This is a genomic window from Bradyrhizobium sp., from assembly GCF_004799445.1.
GTDB lineage: Bacteria > Pseudomonadota > Alphaproteobacteria > Rhizobiales > Xanthobacteraceae > Bradyrhizobium.
This window is the reverse complement of record NZ_SSNA01000122.1, coordinates 17783-37351: the sequence shown is the minus strand read 5'-3', so window position 1 is coordinate 37351 and position 19569 is coordinate 17783. Positions and strand designations below refer to the sequence as shown.

At 62.9% G+C, this 19569-nt stretch carries 18 protein-coding genes and 1 pseudogene; 12 read left to right on the top strand and 7 right to left on the bottom strand.

The window, feature by feature from the left end; genetic code table 11:
- Nucleotides 1-89: 89 nt before the first annotated feature.
- Nucleotides 90-1751 (bottom strand): aminotransferase class III-fold pyridoxal phosphate-dependent enzyme, encoded by a 1662-nt coding sequence (locus E8A46_RS16820; RefSeq protein WP_291562957.1) that lies wholly within the window; start codon nt 1749-1751, stop codon nt 90-92.
- 34 nt (nt 1752-1785) lie between these two features.
- Between E8A46_RS16820 and asd the strand changes: the two genes are divergently transcribed.
- Together asd and E8A46_RS30470 are read left to right on the top strand one after the other, a co-directional pair.
- Nucleotides 1786-2652 (top strand): archaetidylserine decarboxylase, encoded by an 867-nt coding sequence (asd, locus tag E8A46_RS16815; protein ID WP_291562955.1) that lies wholly within the window; start codon nt 1786-1788, stop codon nt 2650-2652.
- 93 nt (nt 2653-2745) lie between these two features.
- Nucleotides 2746-3162 (top strand): annotated as a pseudogene (locus tag E8A46_RS30470) (NUDIX hydrolase); the annotation flags it as partial.
- Between the two features lie 420 nt (nt 3163-3582).
- Here the strand turns inward: E8A46_RS30470 and E8A46_RS16805 are convergent.
- From E8A46_RS16805 to gcvA, 4 genes are all read right to left on the bottom strand, one after another.
- Nucleotides 3583-4854 (bottom strand): FecR domain-containing protein, encoded by a 1272-nt coding sequence (locus E8A46_RS16805; RefSeq protein ID WP_363251925.1) that lies wholly within the window; start codon nt 4852-4854, stop codon nt 3583-3585.
- Between the two features lie 394 nt (nt 4855-5248).
- Entirely contained in the window at nt 5249-5740 is a 492-nt protein-coding gene (locus tag E8A46_RS16800) for a cupin domain-containing protein (RefSeq protein ID WP_291562951.1), read from the bottom strand.
- Nucleotides 5741-5817: 77 nt separating this feature from the next.
- Nucleotides 5818-6117, bottom strand: coding sequence for a hypothetical protein (locus E8A46_RS16795; protein WP_291562949.1), 300 nt, complete (start codon nt 6115-6117; stop codon nt 5818-5820).
- A 283-nt stretch (nt 6118-6400) separates the two neighbouring features.
- Nucleotides 6401-7450: a transcriptional regulator GcvA gene (gcvA, locus tag E8A46_RS16790; RefSeq protein ID WP_291562946.1), complete on the bottom strand. Its 1050-nt coding sequence runs from the start codon at nt 7448-7450 to the stop codon at nt 6401-6403.
- A 346-nt stretch (nt 7451-7796) separates the two neighbouring features.
- Here gcvA and E8A46_RS16785 point away from each other — a divergent pair, with 346 nt between their 5' ends.
- Entirely contained in the window at nt 7797-8525 is a 729-nt protein-coding gene (locus E8A46_RS16785; RefSeq protein WP_291562944.1) for a LuxR family transcriptional regulator, read from the top strand.
- Nucleotides 8526-8618: 93 nt separating this feature from the next.
- Complete coding sequence (locus E8A46_RS16780) at nt 8619-8768, top strand: hypothetical protein (RefSeq protein WP_291562943.1); 150 nt, start codon at nt 8619-8621, stop codon at nt 8766-8768.
- On the opposite strand, the gene E8A46_RS16775 is transcribed toward E8A46_RS16780, so the two are convergent.
- Nucleotides 8761-9477, bottom strand: a complete 717-nt coding sequence (locus E8A46_RS16775) for a DUF2147 domain-containing protein (RefSeq protein WP_291562940.1) — start codon at nt 9475-9477, stop codon at nt 8761-8763. The two genes, E8A46_RS16780 and E8A46_RS16775, sit on opposite strands and share 8 nt — an antisense overlap.
- Before the next feature lie 279 nt (nt 9478-9756).
- On the opposite strand from E8A46_RS16775, the gene E8A46_RS16770 reads away from it, so the two are divergent.
- From E8A46_RS16770 to E8A46_RS16745, 6 genes are all read left to right on the top strand, one after another.
- Nucleotides 9757-10098, top strand: coding sequence for a hypothetical protein (locus E8A46_RS16770; RefSeq protein WP_291562938.1), 342 nt, complete (start codon nt 9757-9759; stop codon nt 10096-10098).
- Between the two features lie 397 nt (nt 10099-10495).
- The gene (locus E8A46_RS16765; RefSeq protein WP_291562935.1) at nt 10496-11728 is read left to right on the top strand and encodes an extensin family protein; all 1233 of its coding nucleotides are present in this window, start codon (nt 10496-10498) and stop codon (nt 11726-11728) included.
- 270 nt (nt 11729-11998) lie between these two features.
- Complete coding sequence (locus E8A46_RS16760; protein WP_291562932.1) at nt 11999-13090, top strand: DUF2336 domain-containing protein; 1092 nt, start codon at nt 11999-12001, stop codon at nt 13088-13090.
- A 5-nt stretch (nt 13091-13095) separates the two neighbouring features.
- A complete protein-coding gene (locus E8A46_RS16755) occupies nt 13096-13344 on the top strand; it encodes a PilZ domain-containing protein (protein ID WP_291562929.1) in 249 nt (82 codons plus the stop codon).
- Nucleotides 13345-13590: 246 nt separating this feature from the next.
- Nucleotides 13591-14682: a helix-turn-helix domain-containing protein gene (locus E8A46_RS16750; protein ID WP_291562925.1), complete on the top strand. Its 1092-nt coding sequence runs from the start codon at nt 13591-13593 to the stop codon at nt 14680-14682.
- Between the two features lie 146 nt (nt 14683-14828).
- Nucleotides 14829-15755 (top strand): sterol desaturase family protein, encoded by a 927-nt coding sequence (locus E8A46_RS16745; protein ID WP_291562922.1) that lies wholly within the window; start codon nt 14829-14831, stop codon nt 15753-15755.
- An 8-nt stretch (nt 15756-15763) separates the two neighbouring features.
- Here the strand turns inward: E8A46_RS16745 and E8A46_RS16740 are convergent, their stop codons facing one another.
- Nucleotides 15764-16405 (bottom strand): TetR/AcrR family transcriptional regulator, encoded by a 642-nt coding sequence (locus tag E8A46_RS16740; RefSeq protein ID WP_291563111.1) that lies wholly within the window; start codon nt 16403-16405, stop codon nt 15764-15766.
- Nucleotides 16406-16590: 185 nt separating this feature from the next.
- On the opposite strand from E8A46_RS16740, the gene E8A46_RS16735 reads away from it, so the two are divergent.
- Both E8A46_RS16735 and E8A46_RS16730 read left to right on the top strand, forming a co-directional pair.
- Nucleotides 16591-17898, top strand: a complete 1308-nt coding sequence (locus E8A46_RS16735) for an HlyD family secretion protein (RefSeq protein WP_291562918.1) — start codon at nt 16591-16593, stop codon at nt 17896-17898.
- A gap of 55 nt (nt 17899-17953) precedes the next feature.
- Nucleotides 17954-19540 (top strand): DHA2 family efflux MFS transporter permease subunit, encoded by a 1587-nt coding sequence (locus E8A46_RS16730; RefSeq protein ID WP_291562915.1) that lies wholly within the window; start codon nt 17954-17956, stop codon nt 19538-19540.
- Nucleotides 19541-19569 lie beyond the last annotated feature (29 nt).

The window sequence follows — 19569 nt, the reverse complement described above, 5'->3', positions numbered from 1 at the left end:
AATTTTCGCTTCGCGCAAATTTCGACCTCTCCCCGCAAGCGGGGCGAGGTGACTCGACGGCTGGGCCAGGTTTCAAGGCCAGAATGCTTCTAGCGGGAAACAACGCGCCCAAGCATCTCTTTCAGGATCTGGCGGCGGATGCTCTTGTTGGTGAGGGACGCCTCGTGCCACCACCAGCCGTCGCGCTTCATTTTGTCGGCCGCGGCCACGAAGCGCTTTGCCACTTCGGCAAAATCGGCATCGGTGTAGTTCAAGCTGAAGATCAGGCGACCGGTCCCGACCCAGCTCAGCGCCAACCCTTCGGCCCGCAGGTAATATTGAAACATCCAGTTGTAGCGGGACGGCTCGGTATAATGCACCATCCAGATCGAGGACAGGTTGGAAACGCGCGCCGGAAGGTTCGCGGCGGCGAGGCTGTCGTTCAACGCCTTGGCACGGCCGTTCCAGGTCTCGTCGAGACCGTTATAGACCGCGCGGAAATTGGGGCTGGCGAGCCGGCTCAGGAATTCATCCATCGCGGTCATCACATAGGGATGCGAATTGAAGGTGCCGCGGGCAAAGCAGACGTCGGCGGGGCGATCGTCGCGGAAGCGGCGCATCAATTCCTTGCGCCCGCACACCACGCCGACGGGAAGGCCGCCCGCGAGGCTCTTGCCGTAGGTCACCATGTCGGCGCGGACACCGAAATATTCCTGCGCGCCGCCGGCGGCAAGACGGAAGCCGACGAACACCTCGTCGAAGATCAGGACGATGCCGCGTTCGGTGCAAACTTCGCGCAGCTGTTTCAGCCAGGCGCTGTAGGCGGCGCGATCGAAACGGGCGGAGCGGGAACTGTCGACCAGCGCGGAATCGCCGGGCGCATTGGCGTTGGGATGCAACGCCTGCAGCGGGTTGACCAGCACGCAGGCGATGTCGCGGCGTGTCCGCAGCACCTGGAGCGTCCGCTCCGACATCTCGGCCAGCGTATAGGTCTCGTGCGGCGAAACCGGGTTGCCGACGCCGGGCTGCACGTCGCCCCACCAGCCATGGTAGGCGCCGGCAAAACGAACCAGATGGCTGCGACGGGTGTGATAGCGGGCGAGCCGTACCGCCTGCATCACCGCTTCGGTGCCGGACATGTGGAACGAGACTTCGTCGAGCCCGGAAATCTCGGTGAGCCGGCGCACGTTATCGAGCATGACGGGGTGATAGGGCCCCAGCACCGGCCCCAATGCATGGGCGCGCGTTTCCGCCCCGGCGATGCACTCCTTGTAGAAGTCGTTGCCGAAGATGTTGACGCCGTAGGAGCCGGTGAGATCGTAGCAGACATTGCCGTCGACGTCGGTGACGGTGACGCCGGCCGACGACTGCACGAAGGCGCTGGTCGCAAGATGCTCGCGCACCAGCCGGCTGTACTGGAACGGCACCCGGTAGGTTTCGGTGAATTGCAGGTCGGAGATGCGGCTGGCGGCTTCGGCCGTCATCTGCCGTCCCCTGGCGTAGCGCTCCCCGTAAAGGCGGGCCAGCGCGAAGAAGGCGTCGTGGCGTTGTTTGGCGATCCCGGCCGGCGCGCCGTCGGAGCGGAAGAAGTCTTGAATCGAAAACTCATAGAACGGAATCAGCCGCGCCACCCGCCGCGACATCTTCGAATGTCCGGCGAGCGAGCGGTGCTTGGCCCGCGACAGCGCCAGCCGCGCCTTGAGTTTGGGAAATACGGCTGCGGCGCCTGCGGCCGCGGCTGCGAAAGAAAGAATCGGGAGGGGCGAATCCATGCCACCAGCGCTAGCCGGTCCATCTAACAGAATCATGACAATCCGGGGCCTGCTCTCCGCCCTGACCCAGCAGGAGGACCTCAACTTCCTGTTGACCAACCGCATTCCGCGGGCGGCGCTGACGCGGTTCATGGGCTGGTTCAGCAAAATCGAGAATCCGGTCGTCCGCGACGCCTCTATCGCCTGCTGGCGGATGTTTTCCGATCTCGATTTGACGGAAGCCAGGAAAACCGAATTCAGCAGCCTGCACGACTGTTTCACGCGCGAGCTCAAGCCGGGCCTGCGTCCGCCCGACCCCGACCCACAGGCCGTGGTCAGCCCGTCCGACGCCATCATCGGCGCGCATGGCGCCATCGAGGACACCGAGCTGTTTCAGATCAAGGGCGCTGGCTATTCACTGCTGGACTTGCTCGGCGATCCCAAACTGGTCGACGCCCACCGCAACGGACGCTTCGTCACGCTGCGGCTGACCTCGAGCATGTATCACCGCTTTCACGCGCCCGCCGACTGCCGGATCGAGCAGGTCACCTTCATCAGCGGCGACACCTGGAACGTCAATCCGATCGCGCTGAAACGAATCGAGCGGCTGTTTTGCAAGAACGAGCGCGCGGTGATTCAAAGCCGCCTTTCATCCGGCGAGGCCCTCACGCTGGTGCCGGTCGCCGCGATCCTGGTGGCGAGCATCAGGCTGCATTTCCTCAATATCGTGCTCAATGCGCAAACAACGGGACCGACGGTGTTTCCCTGCGACGTCTCCTTGCGCAAAGGCGACGAGCTCGGCTATTTCGAGCACGGCTCGACCATCATCGTGCTGGCGCCGGACCATTTCGAATTCTGTGACAATGTGCGCGAGGGCGCGCGGATATTGGCCGGTCAGCGGTTGCTGCGAAAGCCGGGCTGAAGTTTTGATCGGCGTCACTCGCCTCGATTTTGCCGCCGCCCACCGTTATATGTTCGCGCTCGAACGCGATTCGAAAAGCATCAGGGAATTGAGATGGCGCGAGCGCCGGTTCTGGCGGCGGGAGGCATTGTGCTGCGGCAGCAGGAAACCCCGCTGGTCGCGGTGGTGCGGCTGCGCAAGCGCAATGAATGGGTTCTTCCCAAAGGCAAGCTCGATGACGGCGAAACGCCGCGCGATGCCGCCGAGCGCGAGGTGCTGGAAGAAACCGGTCATGAAGTATCGGTGCATGAATTCCTGGGAACCCTGGTCTACGAGTCCGGCGGACGGTTCAAGGTTGTGCATTACTGGCGAATGGAGGCGGGCGGCGAGCCGTCGCGCGAGCTGATGGATGATGTGAGAGCCGTCGACTGGCTGCCGCTTGACGCCGCGGTCGAGCGGCTCACCCGGTCCTATGAGCGGGCGTTTCTTGAAAATGTGGGTCCGCTCGCGCTTGAAGCCGCCGCCCTTGCGAGAAAACCCAAGGTCAAGAAGCAGTCGGTTCTCGACAAGCGGCGGCGTCAGCCGGCCGAGGCGCCGCAACCTTCGCTGACGATGCCGGTATCGGTGGCGCCAGAGCCCGGTTTGACGTCCACGGCGATCGGGTCGGATGAGCCGGCGGTTGCCGGCAACGCCGTTGCCGGCGCCGTATCATCGAATCTTTCGACAGCGTCCGGGATGATGGAAAAAATCTCCGAAGAAATCCCCCCAGCCACGTTTGTGAAGCCTGCTTCCGACAACAGGGTTCCGGTTCGAAGCCGGCGCATCAACCTGATGCAAAAGGTGAGGGACTGGCTGCGGCGCGCTGCCTAGCCCGCGCGAAAAGCCTTCGTCTCACTACCCTCCTGCTCTTGCGCCGTTACCAAGGACGAGCCCGCTGCGCCACGCGACGCGCTAGCGTTTCTTCTCCTTGGGCGGCTTGCCCCTCGGCGCGGGCGGTCGCTTCGGCTGCAACGCGGGCCGGTTTGGCGCTCCGGGTTGACGCACACCGGGCGCATTGGGCTGCAGGCCGGGCGGGTGCGGCTGTTGCGGCTGTCCTTGCTGGAGCGGCCGGTTCGGCGAGCCCGGCTGCTGCGGCGGGCGTGGTTGCAGTGAATTTGGCCGTTGCTGCAGATTGTTCTGCCGCTGCGGTCCGGGCTGACCCGCCGGATTGTTGCGCGGATTGTTCCGGTTCGGATTGGCCTGCCGTAACGCGCGCTGCCGGGTCACGACCTGTCGGCCAACGACCTGTGCTGCGTGCACCTGGCGCACGATGCCCTGGTCGCGCGCGGCCTCTCGCGGCGAGATCATCAGCGGTGCGGCGGTGATGCGGCCACCGGCGCCGGGCCGGATGGTAAAGCCGCTGGCGCCTTGCGTGAGCGAGCCGAGCCGGACGCCGTTGTGATCGCTGACATCGATGTGACCGACCCTGCCGTCGGGATCCGGATAAAGCTTGATGTTGTGGGCGCCGGTGGCCGCCCCGTCCTGCGGCACTTCGACCAGTCCGGTGGTGCCGCGAATGCCGAGCGAAGCCGTCGGCGTCGATATTCTCATGTCGCCGGTCTTGGCGACGGCGGCGGCGACAAAGGCGACGGTGCCCCTGGTGATATCGAACAAGGCATTGTTCTGTTTGCCGCCGTCCTCATAAAGGTAATTGTCGACGGTGATCCGCGCATTGGCGGTGAGGTTGAAGGTGGTGGCGTCGTTGAAGGTGATGCCGAGGGTGGAATTCGTCGACGTCTGCAGGATGTCGTTGAGGAAAATGTCGTCCTGCAGTTTCAGTGGCGTCGATGCCTTGTTGCGGATGACGGTGGCTGTGCCCGTCAGCGTCGCGACGTTGCCGATCGGTTCGTCGGCGGGGGCTGATATGGGCGAGCTTGCAGCGGGTGAAGGCGCGGCCGGCCCCGCCGGTGCTGGCGACGGGGATGCCGCTGGCCGCGCGGGTGCCGGTGTGGGCAGAGGTGTAGGCAAAGGCGCCGGTTGGGTCTGGGCAAGTCTTGTCGGCGCGGAGATCGCGTCCGCGGCTGAGGGCGCGGAGGCGTCTTGTACGGGAGACGGCACTGCATAGGCATGCGCCGGGCTGGCCAGGATGAGGCAACCCAGAATCGAGAGCGCGATTGAAAGCCGCCGCGGCGTCTCGCTCGCGCCCGATTTGCCTAAGCGTGAGCCGGTCGATGAAAAGATCATGCCTGTCTTCAATCGTTTGGAGCGCGGTCGGACTTCAAATTCGGATTCCACTTTTGCCGATCACTTCGATCCGGGCAAGAATGGAGTTGGCGATGGCGGGTGCGATTGAGAGGGTTGGCGGCTGAATGCAAGATGAATGCGCGGAGCCCTGTCCATGCCAAAGGGCCCTCGCGGGAAATCCGCGAGGGCCCTTTTTCGAAAACACTCAGTGATAGGCCACCTAGCTGACGCGATTCCAGACTTGGCGGCGGAGTCGTCTAAAAATCAGCTTTGGCGAGATTTTTGGCTTCTTTCGATTTTCGACTTTTTCAACAGTATTTGTGGCGAGATCGGACACGTGGCAACGAGCCCTCACGGTCGTCCTCTGTGTTCTTTCGAACTCGCCTCCCAAATGCTATTTCGGACCTGCGGACGGATCAACAAATCTGCGTTCGCTCGGTCCCATGCCGCTCACCTGGAGGACGGTATCTTCCTTGATCTCTATGTAGTGCGGAACGTTTGCGGGTTCAGTGTAGAAGCTGCCGGTTGGCAGTACTTTTAGATTGGCGGTATCGAACTTTTCACCATAGCCGGTTGCGAATATCCCCGACAGAATCGTGACCTCGCGGGAATCCGGGTGCGTGTGCGGCGCAATCTTGAAACCCTTTGGAAATTTAAGGCGCAACGTGTAGGGCCCTGGCTTGGCGGGATCACCAAGGAGATTGAGCTGTTCCATTCCCGGAGCTGCCAAGCCGCCCTGCGACGCCCATTTCATCTCAGCCGGCGTTAGGGCCAAGACGCCCTGGGCAGTCTGCGCCGCTGCGAAGGCGTAGAGCCCCAGCCCGGCCAAGGTCAGTGTAATTCCCAGCCCGCGGTTCGCCTGCACCGAAATCCTACTCCATACCATCGCAAATTCTCCAAACAGTCATCCGAGGTGCATCACATTTTCCAGACAGCGAAACGAATCCAGATCGCTCTGCGCGGCTACTTGCTGTGCCCGCGCCTGCGATGACGAGAGCGCTTCCAGGCCGCTATCAGGAGGATCGCGGCGCAACCGAGCGCGTTACTCAGAAACAGGGAGGCCATTTTCCAATCTCCCTGGTTCTCAATTGCATAGGCCATTGCAGACGCGTGTGAAGCGAGGAACAAAGCCCAGGTCCCAAACGAGATAGCTTCCGCGCCACTCTGGTCCTTGATCGCCTTGGCGATCTGCGGAACGTAAGCAAGGAAGCGAAGGCTGTTGAAAACCGTGAACACTCCAAGCGTAGCGTCTGCGATCGTCATGGGAACGCGGCCGCGTAGAGTGCTGCCAAGACGCTTCGAATGGTAGCACGCGGTGGCATGTTCTATCTCCCAAGGCTGCAGCGCGGCACGCTGAGAAATTATCGTCGCGGCGAACGCGCCAAGCCGACATCGAGGTAATCCCCGATGCAGGGGCTGCTTGATTGTTCGGCTACGACTTTCGTATGCCACCCCGAAACGAGCGCGCGCAAATCCATATTGCTGGCCCTGAGGCTTACAAAATCGGAGCCTGAAACAGGAATGGACCGGCGAGGATCTGATACGTTCAGCCGCCGTCGGCCGCTTCCTCAAGCGCCCAATTGCGGAATGCGACGATCTTGTCGCAATCGGCGGTCGCCTCAGGGGATACAATGAAGAACCCATGTGGTCCCTGGACGGATAAGTCGCCGAACGGTCTGATCAGTCGGCCCGTCTCGAGGTCATCGTCGAGATAGGCTGAACTTGCCAAGGCGACACCCTGGCCTGCCGCGGCCGCCTGAAGCGTCATATGTGAAAAGGAAAAACACAGCCCGCGTTGCGCATCGATGCCGCGTAACCCGATTTCGGCGAGCCAGAACGCCCAATCGAGCTGATCGGAAGCCTGGTCCCGCTCGTGACGCGTCAGCTGCTGATGCAACAGAACGTGTTGCGACAGATCGGCAGGCTCCTGAAGGCGAGGTCCGCGAGCCAGCAGTGCGGGGCTACAGACGGGATAAAAATCTTCTCGCATCAGTAGATCGCCGCGCAGCCCCTCATAAGTTCCGCTCCCGTGCCGAATAGCGACGTCGACTTCTTCGCGCTCGAAATCGGCCAGCGAGGCAGATGCGAGCACGCGTACCTTGAGATCGCGGTGTCGCTCGACGAGGCGTCCAAGACGCGGAATGAGCCAGCGCGCGACGAGCGATGGCCCGGCGCTAACAGTCAAGACCTCTGACGTTTCGAGACGCTGGAGATGGGCCGTGGCCTCGGCGAGTTGGTCGAGCAGATTTTCGACGCGGCTGAGATAACCGCGGCCCGCCTCCGTCACCGCGACCCCGCGCGGCAGTCGCCTGAAAAGCTTGACCCCCAGCCAATCTTCGAGAACCTTGACCAGCCGACCCACCGCATTGGCAGAAACGTTGAGCTCGGCGCCAGCGGCCTGGAACCCGCCCCTGCGGGCCGCCGCTTCAAATGCTCGAATAGCGTTGAGCGGTGGCAATCGACGACTATCGCCCAGCAAACGTTTAGTAGAATCGCTGAAGCCATTTCGAAGTATCTTGTGCAAACTCTCACCGATATTGTAAAATCGCCTCACTTTTGAGAGGCTATTGTCGGCCCACCGCCACCGAATTTTCAATAGGACGCCGACCGTTTGCGCAGGCTAAAATTGAGTCGATAACGGTTCGACGCGGATTACTTTTCTCTTCATCGACACTTCCCGTTTGTGCGCTGGGTGTGGCTCACTCTTCGCATGGCCCAAACGAAGATGTTTCAATTGTGATCGAAACATACCATCGCGCATCGAAGGGTTAGCGCGCCAAGCCAATAGGGGAGCCAGGGACCGACGCAAACCCCCTAAATAGAGGGTGCCGCCATCGAGCTTCGCGGCGCAGGTGAATGGCCCTGCATCAGGTTGCACAGTCGGTGTCCGAGCGGTAGCTACGGCGGCAAATCTTGAAGTGGGGTTTTTGGGGAGATAAGCCGTGTACCGCCAAACGGATTTTGACATTGCCACTGCGGTCTCCGCCATTTCGGCTGCGCCCGATCCGAAGGCCGGTTCGAGAATATTCCGAAAGGCGATTGCCGCATTCAATATCGATACATTTGCATGCGGTGAGGTTGATCTCACGGCATTGGAGCGAACAGTGTTCTACGCCGTCGGCTGGCCGGATGCTTTCCGCAAGGTCTATGTAGAGGCGGGACTATTGCAGCGTGATCCTCTGCTCGAATCCTTGAAGGAGCATCCGGCACCGCTTACCTGGTCGGAGCTGCGTAAAGACCAAAAACTATTGGCCTTCGGCAGCAAGGTATGGCGGGTATTCGGAGAGAACGGATGGACCGAGGGGTTCGCCGTGCCGATTCCGCGCGGCAATGAACGCTTTGGGCTGGTTAGTATGGCAAGCCGGCGTCGCGTCTTTCGCGACGACGAGAAGTCGCTGCTGGCGATGCTCTCATACTGCTTTCACGAGCGGCTGCGCAATCTCGCGCCCGAGCATGGGTTCGCAATTCCGCCCGTCGGTTTGACCAAACGCGAAATCGACGCGCTGCGACTAATTGCGCGCGGCGCCACGGACCGTGACATCGCCCACAAGTTGGGAATCTCCCCGTCGACCGCGCATGAGTATTTCGAGAAGGCGAAGCGGAAACTGAAGGTCTCGACGCGCGCCGAGGCCGTCGCCATCGCGGTCTCACTCGCGATCGTAGCTCCCTAAAGACAGGGCGTGGTTTCGACGCGCCGCGCTATTGCGGTTCACCCTCCTGCGTCTCCGTCTCCATTCCGGGAATCTACGAAACGCGCCGCCGGAGTGAAGTCGAAGGCCGCGGACCGCTGGTCCGGCAACATCTACAGCCGGGCCAGCGGGGCGACCATCCCGACCTCGAAGCCCTACAGGAACGGCATGCTGGCTCGCGGCTGGCGCTTCAGCCATGCGGTGCGCGAACGATGCGTCAGCTGACGCGATTCCAGGTCTGGCCGCCGCAGAACATGCCGCCGAAGGCGCAGCCTTGAACCCGCAAGCTATTCGCTCCCTTCAGCGCGATCGTGGAGTCGTAATTCCTGCCGCTGTCGGGATCGTGGATCTGGCCGGTCCATTTGGAGCTCTGTGGCTTCATGTTGATCAGGATCCTCTCGCCGGTCTTGACGGCATAGCCGCACAGATTCTGCCCGCACGGCTCGATCCGGACGTTTCCCTTGTTCTCTTCCGTGGCCCATATGCCAAGCGGCGTCGTCGGCGCCGGGACGGAGGCGTCGGTGGACGGAGCCGGCTTCGGCGCAACGGTTGAAGCCGCAGATGGCGCCGCTGGCGCGACATCGTCGCTGATCGCAGGCCGAGGGGAGGTGGCCGCAACCGTCGTCGACGCCGGCGCGGTGCCGGTGACCGGAGCGGCGGGGGCTTGCGGCGCCGCCGCCTGAACCGCCGGAGCAGGCGAGGATTTTGGCGCGGGGGAATCGGGATTTGCGGCGGCACCGTCATCGTCCTCGACATGGCTGGATTTGAAGCCCTTGAGGTCGAAACCGGATATCTTGATGCACGACAGCTGGTCGCAATTCCTCGGCGCCTCGATGCGGACCTTGTGTCCGTCGATCTCGAAGGAAATCGAGTTGCCGGCGTGCGCGGAAGTGGTGGCCATCACTAGCGCGGCGAGAATGGTGAACTTCTTCATGAGAGCCTCCGGGGCGTTGAGCGCAAGGGTTGAGCGGCGTTGTGAACCGGACCGGACCCTAGGCGCCGTACGCGGGAGGTTCTGTGATCCGCGTCACAGGACCCTGCCGGCCCGCGGGTGCTTTTTCACGCGGACCGGTTTCCACGCCACATCACGTGCGGGAACAGGCTTTCCCGCGAAACCGCTGCAGCTTTCCAATTTGTAATCGATCCCATCTGAACCGCCGCGTCCATCCGAGGCGACCGATAGCTGTAACGCTGTCGACGATGGAGAACTCAAATGAAACGCCTCGGCCTGGTCGCAATGCTGCTGCTCGCAAGCGCGCTGAGCGCGCATGCCGATAGTGACGTCTATAACAACATCACCAGACATCCGCGCGGCGACCAGGCGCTGCAGCTCGATACCAGCACCTGCTCGCAGATGCTCGGCGCGCCGCAGAACGGCATCCCGACCTCGAAGGCCTACAAGAATTGCATGCTGGCTCGCGGCTGGCGCTTCAGCCATGCGGTGCGCGAACGTTCGACGCAGGCGCACATGTATCCCGATCCGGACAACCCGGGCCTGATGTGCAGGGATTTCACGATCGGCGGTATTACCGGATCGAGCTGCTCGAATTTTTGAAGGCACATGGAAGCATCACGGCAAACGCCGCGTGGCTTGCGGCACAAAAAAGCCCGGCGTCTGGATCGATCCAGGCCGCCAGGCGGGTAAAAATCCGGTTTTGACTGGGATTACTAGAACACGCCGAGCACGATGGCGCCGACAAGGGCGAAGGCGAGATACGCGGTAACAACGCTCAATCTGCTCACCAAAGGGCCAAAGGCCATTTCAAACCTCCCAGGTTAGCGTCGCTGTCGGCAATAACGCAGGAAGTTAACAACGGGTTCCCGGCCAAAAAAGTCAGCTTTGCTGTCTATCCGCCCTATCTCGGCACCGCACAAAGCCCGGCGACGTGGTTAAAGACCCGTGAAATCAAGGCATTGATGAGTCCTTAAATAAATTCGTTGAAGTTGCGCGGATGACGCGCGGAGGTCGTTGGTATCTCGTCGGCTCCTTTGTCCTTGTCTCGTTGGCGGGTTGCGGTCGCGGATTTTTTTCCGAAGAGCGTGAGCCGTGGCGGGCCGAGGCTGAAATCGCATGCCTGAAGTCCGGTGCCGTCAAGGAGAACGCCGAACTGGTGCGGATCGACCCGATTTCGGGCCCCGGCGCTTGCGGCGCGGAATTCCCCCTCAAGGTCGCAGCCCTCGGCGAAAGCAGCGCCACGTTCGGTTTTGCCGACGATGACCTGCGGCCACCCGCCAATGTCGGCAATCAGCCGCGCTGGCCGATCGCCCAGCCGGCTCCGGCCCCGCCGCCCCAGACTCCTTATTATCCGGACCGCGGACAACGCGCGCCGGGCTCCTACGGCGCTCCCGCCGGCGGTCCGATTTCGCTGAGCGCGCCGGGCACAGCCAGGGTCGAAGGCGAAATCAATCTGCCGAGCGAGGGCACGCCGGGGTTGCGGGATCCGGCCGCGCCACGTCCCTATCCGGCGACGCCAACCTATCCCTCCCGCGACCGTTACGCCTCGCCCTATCCGGAGCGTCCCGATGTTTCGGCGCAGCCGCCGTCGGAGAGCCTGCCGCGGCTCGGCCCTGCGCAGGGTAATTCCGTCGGGGCGTTCGGCCCGGTGGCGATGAGGCCGGCGGCGACGCTGGCGTGCCCGATCGTCTCGGTGCTCGACCGCTGGCTCACCGAGGCCGTGCAGCCGGCAGCGCAGCGCTGGTTCGGCGCCCGCGTCGTCGAGATCAAGCAGATTTCGGCCTATTCCTGCCGCGGCATGAACGGCGACTCGCGCGCGCATATTTCCGAACACGCTTTTGGCAACGCGCTGGATATCGCAGGCTTCACGCTCGCCGACGGGCGGCATATCACGGTGAAGGACGGCTGGCACGGTCTGCCGGAAGAGCAGGGCTTTCTGCGCGACATCGAAGCGGCGGCCTGCCAGCAGTTCACCACCGTGCTGGCGCCGGGCTCCGTCTATCACTACGACCACATCCACGTCGATCTGATGCGCCGCGCCTCAAGGCGCCTGATCTGCCAGCCGGCCGCGGTGTCCGGCGAGGAAGCCGCAGCACGAGCCGCGCAGCGCAATCCCTACGCCTCGCGCGAACCGTTCGTGACCGGCGCGCTCGGCGGCAGGAAAGCTCCACCGCATCCGCGCAGGGCGGCCGACAAGGTCAACGAGGAAGACGAGTTCGAGGACGAGTAGGCGCGAGGTCAAGCGTGCTCCCGTTTCTGATCCGGATGATCAACATTTCCGATCAATGATCTGGAGCGGATGTGACAGCGTTGCTGCACCGCATCCCATCCCGGACGCAAGGTAAGTCGCGTCGTTCGCGCTGGAAAGCCCGTTGGGCCGATTCCGGATTAACCCGGCGCTAAGAGAATTAGGGCTAGTCTCAATTTTTGACAAATGCCCGACCGGACGCGATTTTTTGCTGTTGGGCCGTGACATGCCGACCAGGGCATCGGGCATATTATGCAACAACCACTTTCCATTATCGCCGAACTCGAGGAGGCCGTCACCAGCGGCTCGTCGGCAAAGCGGGTCAGCACCCTGCGACAAGTCACGGATCTTTTCCTGCGTGACGGCGAGCGCCTCAGCGAAGAGCAGGTTCGGGTGTTCGATGATGTCCTGTGTCATCTCGTCGCGCGCGTTGAAACCCGCGTTAAAGCCGAACTCGGCGGACGGCTGGCGCCGCTCGAATACGCGCCCACGGGAGTGATTGAGCATCTCGCATGGGACGATGAAATCGCCGTGGCCGGCACCGTGCTGGCGGGCTCAAACCGTCTGTCGACCACCACCCTGGTCGAGATCGCCAAGGCCAAGGGCCAGGACCATCTGCTCGCCATTTCGGGCCGGGCAAGCCTGCCGGAGGCGGTCACCGACGTGATCGTCGACCGGGGTGAACGCAAGGTCATTCGCAGGCTCGCCGACAACGCCGGCGCACGCTTTTCCGAAACCGGCTATAGCGGCATGGTCGCGCATGCGGAAGCCGATGACGAACTCACCGAGCTACTCGGGCTTCGGATCGACTTGCCGCTGAAATTCCTCCGCGATCTGTTGCAGCGTGCCACCGAGGCGGTGCGCGCCCGGCTGGCCCAGATCGCGCCCGCCGAGCTGCAGGAAGAGATCAAGCGCGTCTTGAAGACGCTCGCCGACAAGGCGCGGGGAGAATCGTCACCGACCCGGGATTTCAGCCGGGCCGAAGGGGTGGTGCGGCGAATGAAAGGCCTCAACGAATTGAACGACGCGGCTATCGTCACATTCGCCGAAGCCAAAAGGTTCGACGAGGTGGCCGCGTCGCTTGCCATTCTCAACAACAGCGCGCCGACCGAGATGATGGCGCGGCTGCTGGAAGGGCTGCGCACCGACCTGATCCTGATTCCCTGCAAATCAGCCGGCCTGGACTGGGCGACGGTCGAGGCGATCCTTTGCCGCCGGCCGGTCAAGCACCGCATCGACGAAACAACGCTGAAGACCGCCATGAAGGACTACGGAAAGTTGTCGGCGCAAACCGCCGAGCGCACACTGCGCTTCTGGCAGCTCCACAATAAGATCGAAAAGTAAGTCCGATGGCGCACCCTCGTCTATATAAACGCGTTCGGCCCGGTGGCCTGATGTCCAGCAAGGCCAAGATCGTCGTGTCGCCGAAATCGCCTGCCGTCGACTGCACCCTTGTTGACTATTCCGCCGGCGGCGCGTGCCTTGAGGTGTTCCCGATGGTGACGTTGCCGGACCGCGTTGAACTTGTGTACGGCTCGGTCAGAAAGAAATGCCGGATTGTCTGGCGGCGCGGAATCAGGATCGGCGTCGCTTTCTGATTGGCTCGCAGATCGTGAGGTCTTTCGGGTACCGTCGGAAGCAAGCGTGGCTCGATGCGCGCAGCAATATCCGGGACGCCTGCTTCTTTTGATCCCGCATCTCGTGGAGCCTGTCACCTGGCGGCGCATTCGATCCGATCCGCGGGCCCGGCCGGGCCGTTCGCTCCTCGCTGCCAAGTCCTTTGAATGCTATCCTGCGGTGCGGCGATTTGCTAAGCTCCGCCGATCACTTCCCGGGAGCGAATAGTGTCCTTCATCGAGGCCGCATTGCGCGGCGGAGCAGTGGTCCTGCTGGTCTTGGTCGCGGCACTGCTGGTTCGCGATGCGCGCCGCGTTCCGGCCGGCGTTTTCTCGGTCCTGTTTGCGTTGGGCGCCGCCAGCTACACGATCGTTTCCGCCTCGGTCTTTTCACCGGCGCCTCCGTCCTGGCTCTTGCCGCTGCGCGTCGTCGGCATGGGCAATCCGGTCGTCTTCATTTTGTTTGCCGCAGCTTTGTTCGACGACGACTTCAGGCCGTCATGGTGGCACGCGGTCGCCTGGCTGGCGTTGGTGGCGTTCGGCCTTTCAAGCCTGTGGAGCGGCCTGCCGCAAACGCGTTGGGTGTGCAGCGGATTGGGGCTGGTCTGCAACGGCATCGGCGTCTGGTATGTGCTGGCAGGGCGCGCGTTCGATCTCGTCGAGGAGCGCCGGCGGCTGCGCGCGGCACTGGTGATTTTGGCCGCTCTCTATTCGGCGGCGATCATCGCATCCGAGATCGCGTGGCCTTCCGGCAGCGGCGGACCGACGCTTTATCTGGCCAACAGCATCGGGCTGCTGGCGATCACCTTGATATTCGCCGTCGCGCTGCTTTCGGTCAATCGTGACGGCGCGCTGATCTCGCTTCCCGTGTCCGGGCCGTCCGTGCAGGCTGCCTCACCGCGTCGTTCGGCGGCCGCGCCCGGCCGCGGCGATACGGCTGAGCGGGACGAAGACGCCGGGCTGTTGACCGCGTTGCGCCGGCTCATGGAGCACGACAAGGTCTACCGCGAGGAGGGGCTTTCGATCGGAAGCCTTGCCGGCAAGCTCGCTATCCCCGAGCACGGCCTGCGCCGGCTCATCAACCGGCGCCTCGGATACCGCAACTTCAACGCCTTCCTGAACTTCTATCGCCTTGACGATGTCATGGCGTCGCTGGCCGATCCGGCACAGCAGGCGGTGCCGATCCTGACCATCGCGCTGGATGCCGGTTTTCAGTCGCTCGGCCCGTTCAACCGCGCGTTCAAGACCCAAACCGGGATGACGCCCAGCGAGTTCAGGCGTCTGCAACTCAGCCGGACCGATCGGGTCGCCGCCGAATAGGGGCGAGCTCCAAGGAAACGGCTAGCCGATTTTGAAATCGGCCCTCGTAGCCGAAGGGTTCGGCGAGCGCATCAACCCGATCCGCCGCAAAGGTGAAAGGCAGGACAGGCGTCGTCTGTCCCCCCACACCTTGGCGGAGCCCCCCGATGCAAGTTATCTCCGATGCGCTGGCCAGCTTCTGGCAAATCTGGTCCCCCAATCTCGCTCTGGATGTCGGCCGTTACGTCATCGCGGCCGGCGTCATGGCGCTGATCCTGAAACTGTTCTGGAATGCCGGGCTTGGCCGGCGCAAGATCCAGGCCCGGTCGGCGTCGCGCGCCGACGTCAGGCGCGAAATCCTGACCTCGCTGCGGACCGGGATCATCTTCTCGCTGACCGGCGTTGCAATCGTGCTCGGCGCCATGCACGGCGTCTTCACGGTCTATACGGATTTCGAGACCGCCGGGACTGGCTGTCTCGCGGTCAGTCTCGTGGCGATCATCGTCGCGCATGACGCGTATTTCTACTGGACGCATCGGCTGATGCACCATCCGCGGCTGTTTCGCATTTTCCACCGCACCCATCATCGCTCCGTGACTCCGACGCCGTTCGCGGCCTACGCCTTCGATGTCCCGGAGGCGTTGCTGATGGCGCTGTTTACGCCGCTCTGGCTAACGGTCGTCCCGATGCATGCGCTCGGGCTGTTTTTGTTCATGGCCTTCATGATCGTGCGCAATGTCATGGGGCACGCCGGCGTCGAACTGATGCCCCGTTCGCTCGCCGACAGCCGCTGGTTCGGCTGGATCAACGCGACAACCCATCACGACCTTCATCACTCGAGCTTCCACCATAATTACGGGCTCTACTTCACCTGGTGGGACCGGCTGATGGGAACCGAACATCCCGGCTATCGCGAGCAATTACGGGGCGAGGCCAGCGCGGCGTCCGGAGCAAGTGGAAGCGAGGAAGCAATCCAGCCGTCATTCCGGGGCGATGCGAAGCATCGAACAACGATGTGCTATTGCACATCGGAGAATCTCGAGATTCCGGGTCTGGTCCTTACGGACCATCCCGGAATGACGGTGGATGGATAGCTCCGCCCTCAGGCCTTGTTCGCCTGATACCCCGCCAAAAACATCCGCGTCGCGCTGCCGACCACCTCGGCGATGCGCTCGGCCGAAGGGGCGGGCGCGGCCTGAAAGATAAACGGCATGAACAGCGACGCCTGGCACATCTGCATGAACTGCGTCGCCGCCAGTTGGCAGTCGGGAACTGCAAGCTCGCCCGATCGCGCGTGCACCTCGAGATAGGCGGCGAGCCGGGCGATCGTATGGGCTATCACATTGTTATAAAAGCGCCGGCCCACCTCGGGCATGCGCTCGGCGATCGCCATCACCGTGCGGGTGGCGGATCCGCCGCCGGGCCGGCACAGCATCTGGATATAGGCCTGTCCGAATTCCATCAGCGTCGTGGTGACATCCCGTCCGGGGTCGAAATTGAATGCCACCTTGCCCTGGGCGAGCGTTTCTTCCTCGACAATGGCTTCGAACAACCGGTTCTTGTCGGCGAAATAGACGTACAGCGTGCCCTTGGAGACGCCGGCGGCGCGGGCGATTTCGCCCATGCTGGCGCCGTCAAAGCCCAGGTCCAGAAAGACCTTGCGTGCGCCGTCCAGGATCTGCCGGCGTTTCGTTGAGTCCTCGTCACCGACCAGGTGGAGATTGTTGGATGGGGCTGCAACCATTGGTTTAGCTTCTCTGGAAAAATCGCGGCTTCGGAAACGCCTGGATAGGACCTTTCGCTCTATAGTCCCGGCATAGAATATATCTTGACCGAACCGTTCGGTCAATGTTAATTTCAATTTTATAGCTGGCAGGCGCCATGTTCCGGCCCTTGTCCGCACCACGACATTGTAATGGGGAGGCCTTTATGGCCGCTGCGAGAGACCAGGCCGCGCGTGTCCTGCGCACCGAGCCGAATGCGGCTGAGAGTGATGCCGCGCGCGATGCGTCGGTCGCGCTCGCCGACTCGATTCGCGCGCAACTCTCGGACGAATCCGTCGCTCGCCGCCCCGCGGATGTGCCGGAGCGGCCGGCCATCGCCAGGCCGGCGGCGCCCGAAGCTGCCGCCGTGTCGGCCGCGCCGAAGCCGGGCAAGCGCAAATTCGCTCTGATCGGCGCAGGCCTGCTGCTCGCGCTCGCCACCGCCGCCTATGGCGTCCACTATGTTCTGGTCGGACGTTTTCATGTCGCAACCGACGACGCCTATGTGCGCGCCAACAGCACCACGCTCGGCGCGCGCGTGTCCGGACATATCGCCGCTATCTTCCCCGGCGATAACGCGCTGGTCCGCACCGGTGAGGTGATCTTCAAGATCGACGACGGCGACTATCGTATCGCGGTGGACGCCGCGCGCACCCGGATCGACACCCAGCAGGCCACCATCGACCGGATCGGCCGGCAGATCAGCGCGCAGGAAAGCGCGGTCGAGCAGTCCAAGGCCCAACTGGCATCCGCGGAAGCCGGCCTGAAGCGGGCGAACCTCGACTACGACCGGCAGCAGACGCTGAGCACCAAGGGTTTTGCCACGCACGCGACCTTCGAACAGTCCGAGGCCGGACGCGACCAGGGCCTGGCCGGCGTGAAGGCCGCGCAGGCGGCCTATGACGCGGCGCGCGACAATGTCGAGGTGACCAGGGCGCAGCAGGCCGAGGCCCGCGCCCAGTTTGCGGAATTGCAGACGACCCTCGCCAAGGCTGAACGCGACCTCGACTTCACCTCGGTGCGCGCGCCGGTCGACGGCACCTTCTCCAACCGCCTGGTCAACACCGGCGATTTCATCGTCGTCGGACAACGGCTCGGCAATGTGGTGCCGCTCAACGACGTCTTTATTGACGCCAATTTCAAGGAAACCCAGCTCAACCGCATCCGTCCGGGCCAGCCGGTGACGATCTCGGTCGATGCCTACGGCCATCGCAAGTTCTCAGGCGTCGTCGAGAGTATCTCGCCCGCCGCCGGCTCGGTGTTCACGCTGCTGCCGCCCGACAACGCCACCGGCAACTTCACCAAGATCGTTCAGCGGCTTCCAGTCCGGATTCGCGTGCCAAAGGATGTCGCGAAGCAAAACCTGCTGCGGGCCGGGATGTCGGTCTATGCCTCCGTCGATACCAGCGAGGGCGCCACCGGCGCCGAAAGCGATGCCGATCTCGACGCGCCGACGCTGATTCATCCGCAATAAGCCCCATGCATCGGGCGGCGCGCCTGGTTCGAAACTACCCTGAGCCGAGCACATCATGGCCGATGCCACCACCGCTTCCCCCGGAATGATGAGCGCCACGGCTGCGCCGTCCGACCGCATCGCGCCGCGGCGGCTGATTGCGTTTCTCATCATGGTGTTCGGGATGTTCATGTCGATCCTGGACATCCAGGTCGTCTCGGCTTCGCTCACCGATATTCAGGCCGGCCTGTCGGCCAGTTCCAGCGAGGTGTCGTGGGTCCAGACGTCGTATCTGATCGCCGAAGTGATCGCGATTCCGCTGTCCGGATTTCTGTCGCGCGCGCTTGGCACGAGGATCCTGTTTGCGATTTCCGCGGCCGGCTTCACGGTGGCGAGTTTCCTGTGCGGTTTCGCCTCCTCGATCGAGCAGATGATCCTGTGGCGCGCGATCCAGGGGTTTCTGGGCGCGGGCATGATCCCGACCGTGTTCGCCTCCGCCTATACGGTGTTTCCACGCTCGAAATTCTATATCGTCGGCCCGATCATCGGCCTGGTCGCGACGCTGGCGCCGACCATCGGTCCGACGGTGGGCGGAATCATCACCGACCTGATGTCATGGCACTGGCTGTTCTTCATCAATGTCGTCCCCGGCATCGGCATCACCGTGGGCGTGCTGGCGCTGGTCGATTTCGACCAGCCGAATTTGGGATTGCTCGATCGCTTCGACTGGTTCGGCTTGATCGCGATGGCGGGGTTTCTCGGCGCGCTGGAATACGTGCTTGAGGAAGGGCCGCAATATGAGTGGCTGCAGGACACCTCGGTCGCGATCTGTGCCTGGATTTGCGGAATCTCCGCGATCGCCTTCTTCTGGCGCGTGCTGACGGCGGAAGAGCCGATCGTCGATGTCCGGGCCTTCACCGACCGCAATTTCGGCATTGGCTGCCTGATCTCGTTCTGCGTCGGCATCGGCCTGTACGGGCTGACCTACATGTATCCGCGCTATCTCGCCGAAGTGCGCGGCTACAGCGCGTTGATGATCGGCGAGACCATGTTCGTTTCCGGCGCCACCATGTTCCTGATGGCGCCGGTGGTGGGGCGCCTGATGCTCAAGGTCGATATGCGGCTGATCATCGCCGCCGGCCTCGTGATCTTCGCGCTCGGCTCCTACCAGATGACGTGGATCACCCGGGAATACGATTTCTACGAACTGCTGCTGCCGCAGGTGCTGCGCGGCATCGGCATGATGCTCGCGATGGTGCCGACCAATACCATCGCGCTCGGCACCTTGCAGCCGGACCGGGTCAAGAACGCCTCGGGCCTGTTCAACCTGACGCGCAATCTCGGCGGCGCGGTCGGGCTGGCGCTGATCAACCAGGTGCTGAACGACCGTACCGACCTGCATATCTCGCGCCTGCAGGACCGGGTGACCTGGGGCAACTCCAGCGCGGTCGAAACGCTCAACCAGTTCACCCAGCGCCTGCAGGGCATGGGCGACGCCGCGCTGATGGCGATGAAGCAATTGTCCCAGATCGTTCACCGCCAGGCGGTGGTGATGGGATATGGCGACGCCTTCTTCATGCTGACGCTGTTCTATCTCGGTCTCAGCCTCATGGTCATCCTGCTGAAAAAGCCGGTTTCGGCCTCGACCGAACCGGCGCATTGAGCGGCCTTGCCGAGCCTCACGCCGCAACG

What these genes read in the sequence shown, in the direction of transcription:
- E8A46_RS16820 (WP_291562957.1), bottom strand. Translation starts at nt 1,751, where the DNA reads ATGGATTCGCCCCTCCCGATTCTTTCTTTCGCAGCCGCGGCCGCAGGC.
- asd (WP_291562955.1), top strand. Translation starts at nt 1,786, where the DNA reads ATGACAATCCGGGGCCTGCTCTCCGCCCTGACCCAGCAGGAGGACCTC.
- E8A46_RS16805 (WP_363251925.1), bottom strand. Translation starts at nt 4,854, where the DNA reads ATGATCTTTTCATCGACCGGCTCACGCTTAGGCAAATCGGGCGCGAGC.
- E8A46_RS16800 (WP_291562951.1), bottom strand. Translation starts at nt 5,740, where the DNA reads ATGGTATGGAGTAGGATTTCGGTGCAGGCGAACCGCGGGCTGGGAATT.
- E8A46_RS16795 (WP_291562949.1), bottom strand. Translation starts at nt 6,117, where the DNA reads ATGACGATCGCAGACGCTACGCTTGGAGTGTTCACGGTTTTCAACAGC.
- E8A46_RS16775 (WP_291562940.1), bottom strand. Translation starts at nt 9,477, where the DNA reads ATGAAGAAGTTCACCATTCTCGCCGCGCTAGTGATGGCCACCACTTCC.
- E8A46_RS16770 (WP_291562938.1), top strand. Translation starts at nt 9,757, where the DNA reads ATGAAACGCCTCGGCCTGGTCGCAATGCTGCTGCTCGCAAGCGCGCTG.
- E8A46_RS16765 (WP_291562935.1), top strand. Translation starts at nt 10,496, where the DNA reads ATGACGCGCGGAGGTCGTTGGTATCTCGTCGGCTCCTTTGTCCTTGTC.
- E8A46_RS16760 (WP_291562932.1), top strand. Translation starts at nt 11,999, where the DNA reads ATGCAACAACCACTTTCCATTATCGCCGAACTCGAGGAGGCCGTCACC.
- E8A46_RS16755 (WP_291562929.1), top strand. Translation starts at nt 13,096, where the DNA reads ATGGCGCACCCTCGTCTATATAAACGCGTTCGGCCCGGTGGCCTGATG.
- E8A46_RS16745 (WP_291562922.1), top strand. Translation starts at nt 14,829, where the DNA reads ATGCAAGTTATCTCCGATGCGCTGGCCAGCTTCTGGCAAATCTGGTCC.
- E8A46_RS16740 (WP_291563111.1), bottom strand. Translation starts at nt 16,405, where the DNA reads ATGGTTGCAGCCCCATCCAACAATCTCCACCTGGTCGGTGACGAGGAC.
- E8A46_RS16735 (WP_291562918.1), top strand. Translation starts at nt 16,591, where the DNA reads ATGGCCGCTGCGAGAGACCAGGCCGCGCGTGTCCTGCGCACCGAGCCG.
- E8A46_RS16730 (WP_291562915.1), top strand. Translation starts at nt 17,954, where the DNA reads ATGGCCGATGCCACCACCGCTTCCCCCGGAATGATGAGCGCCACGGCT.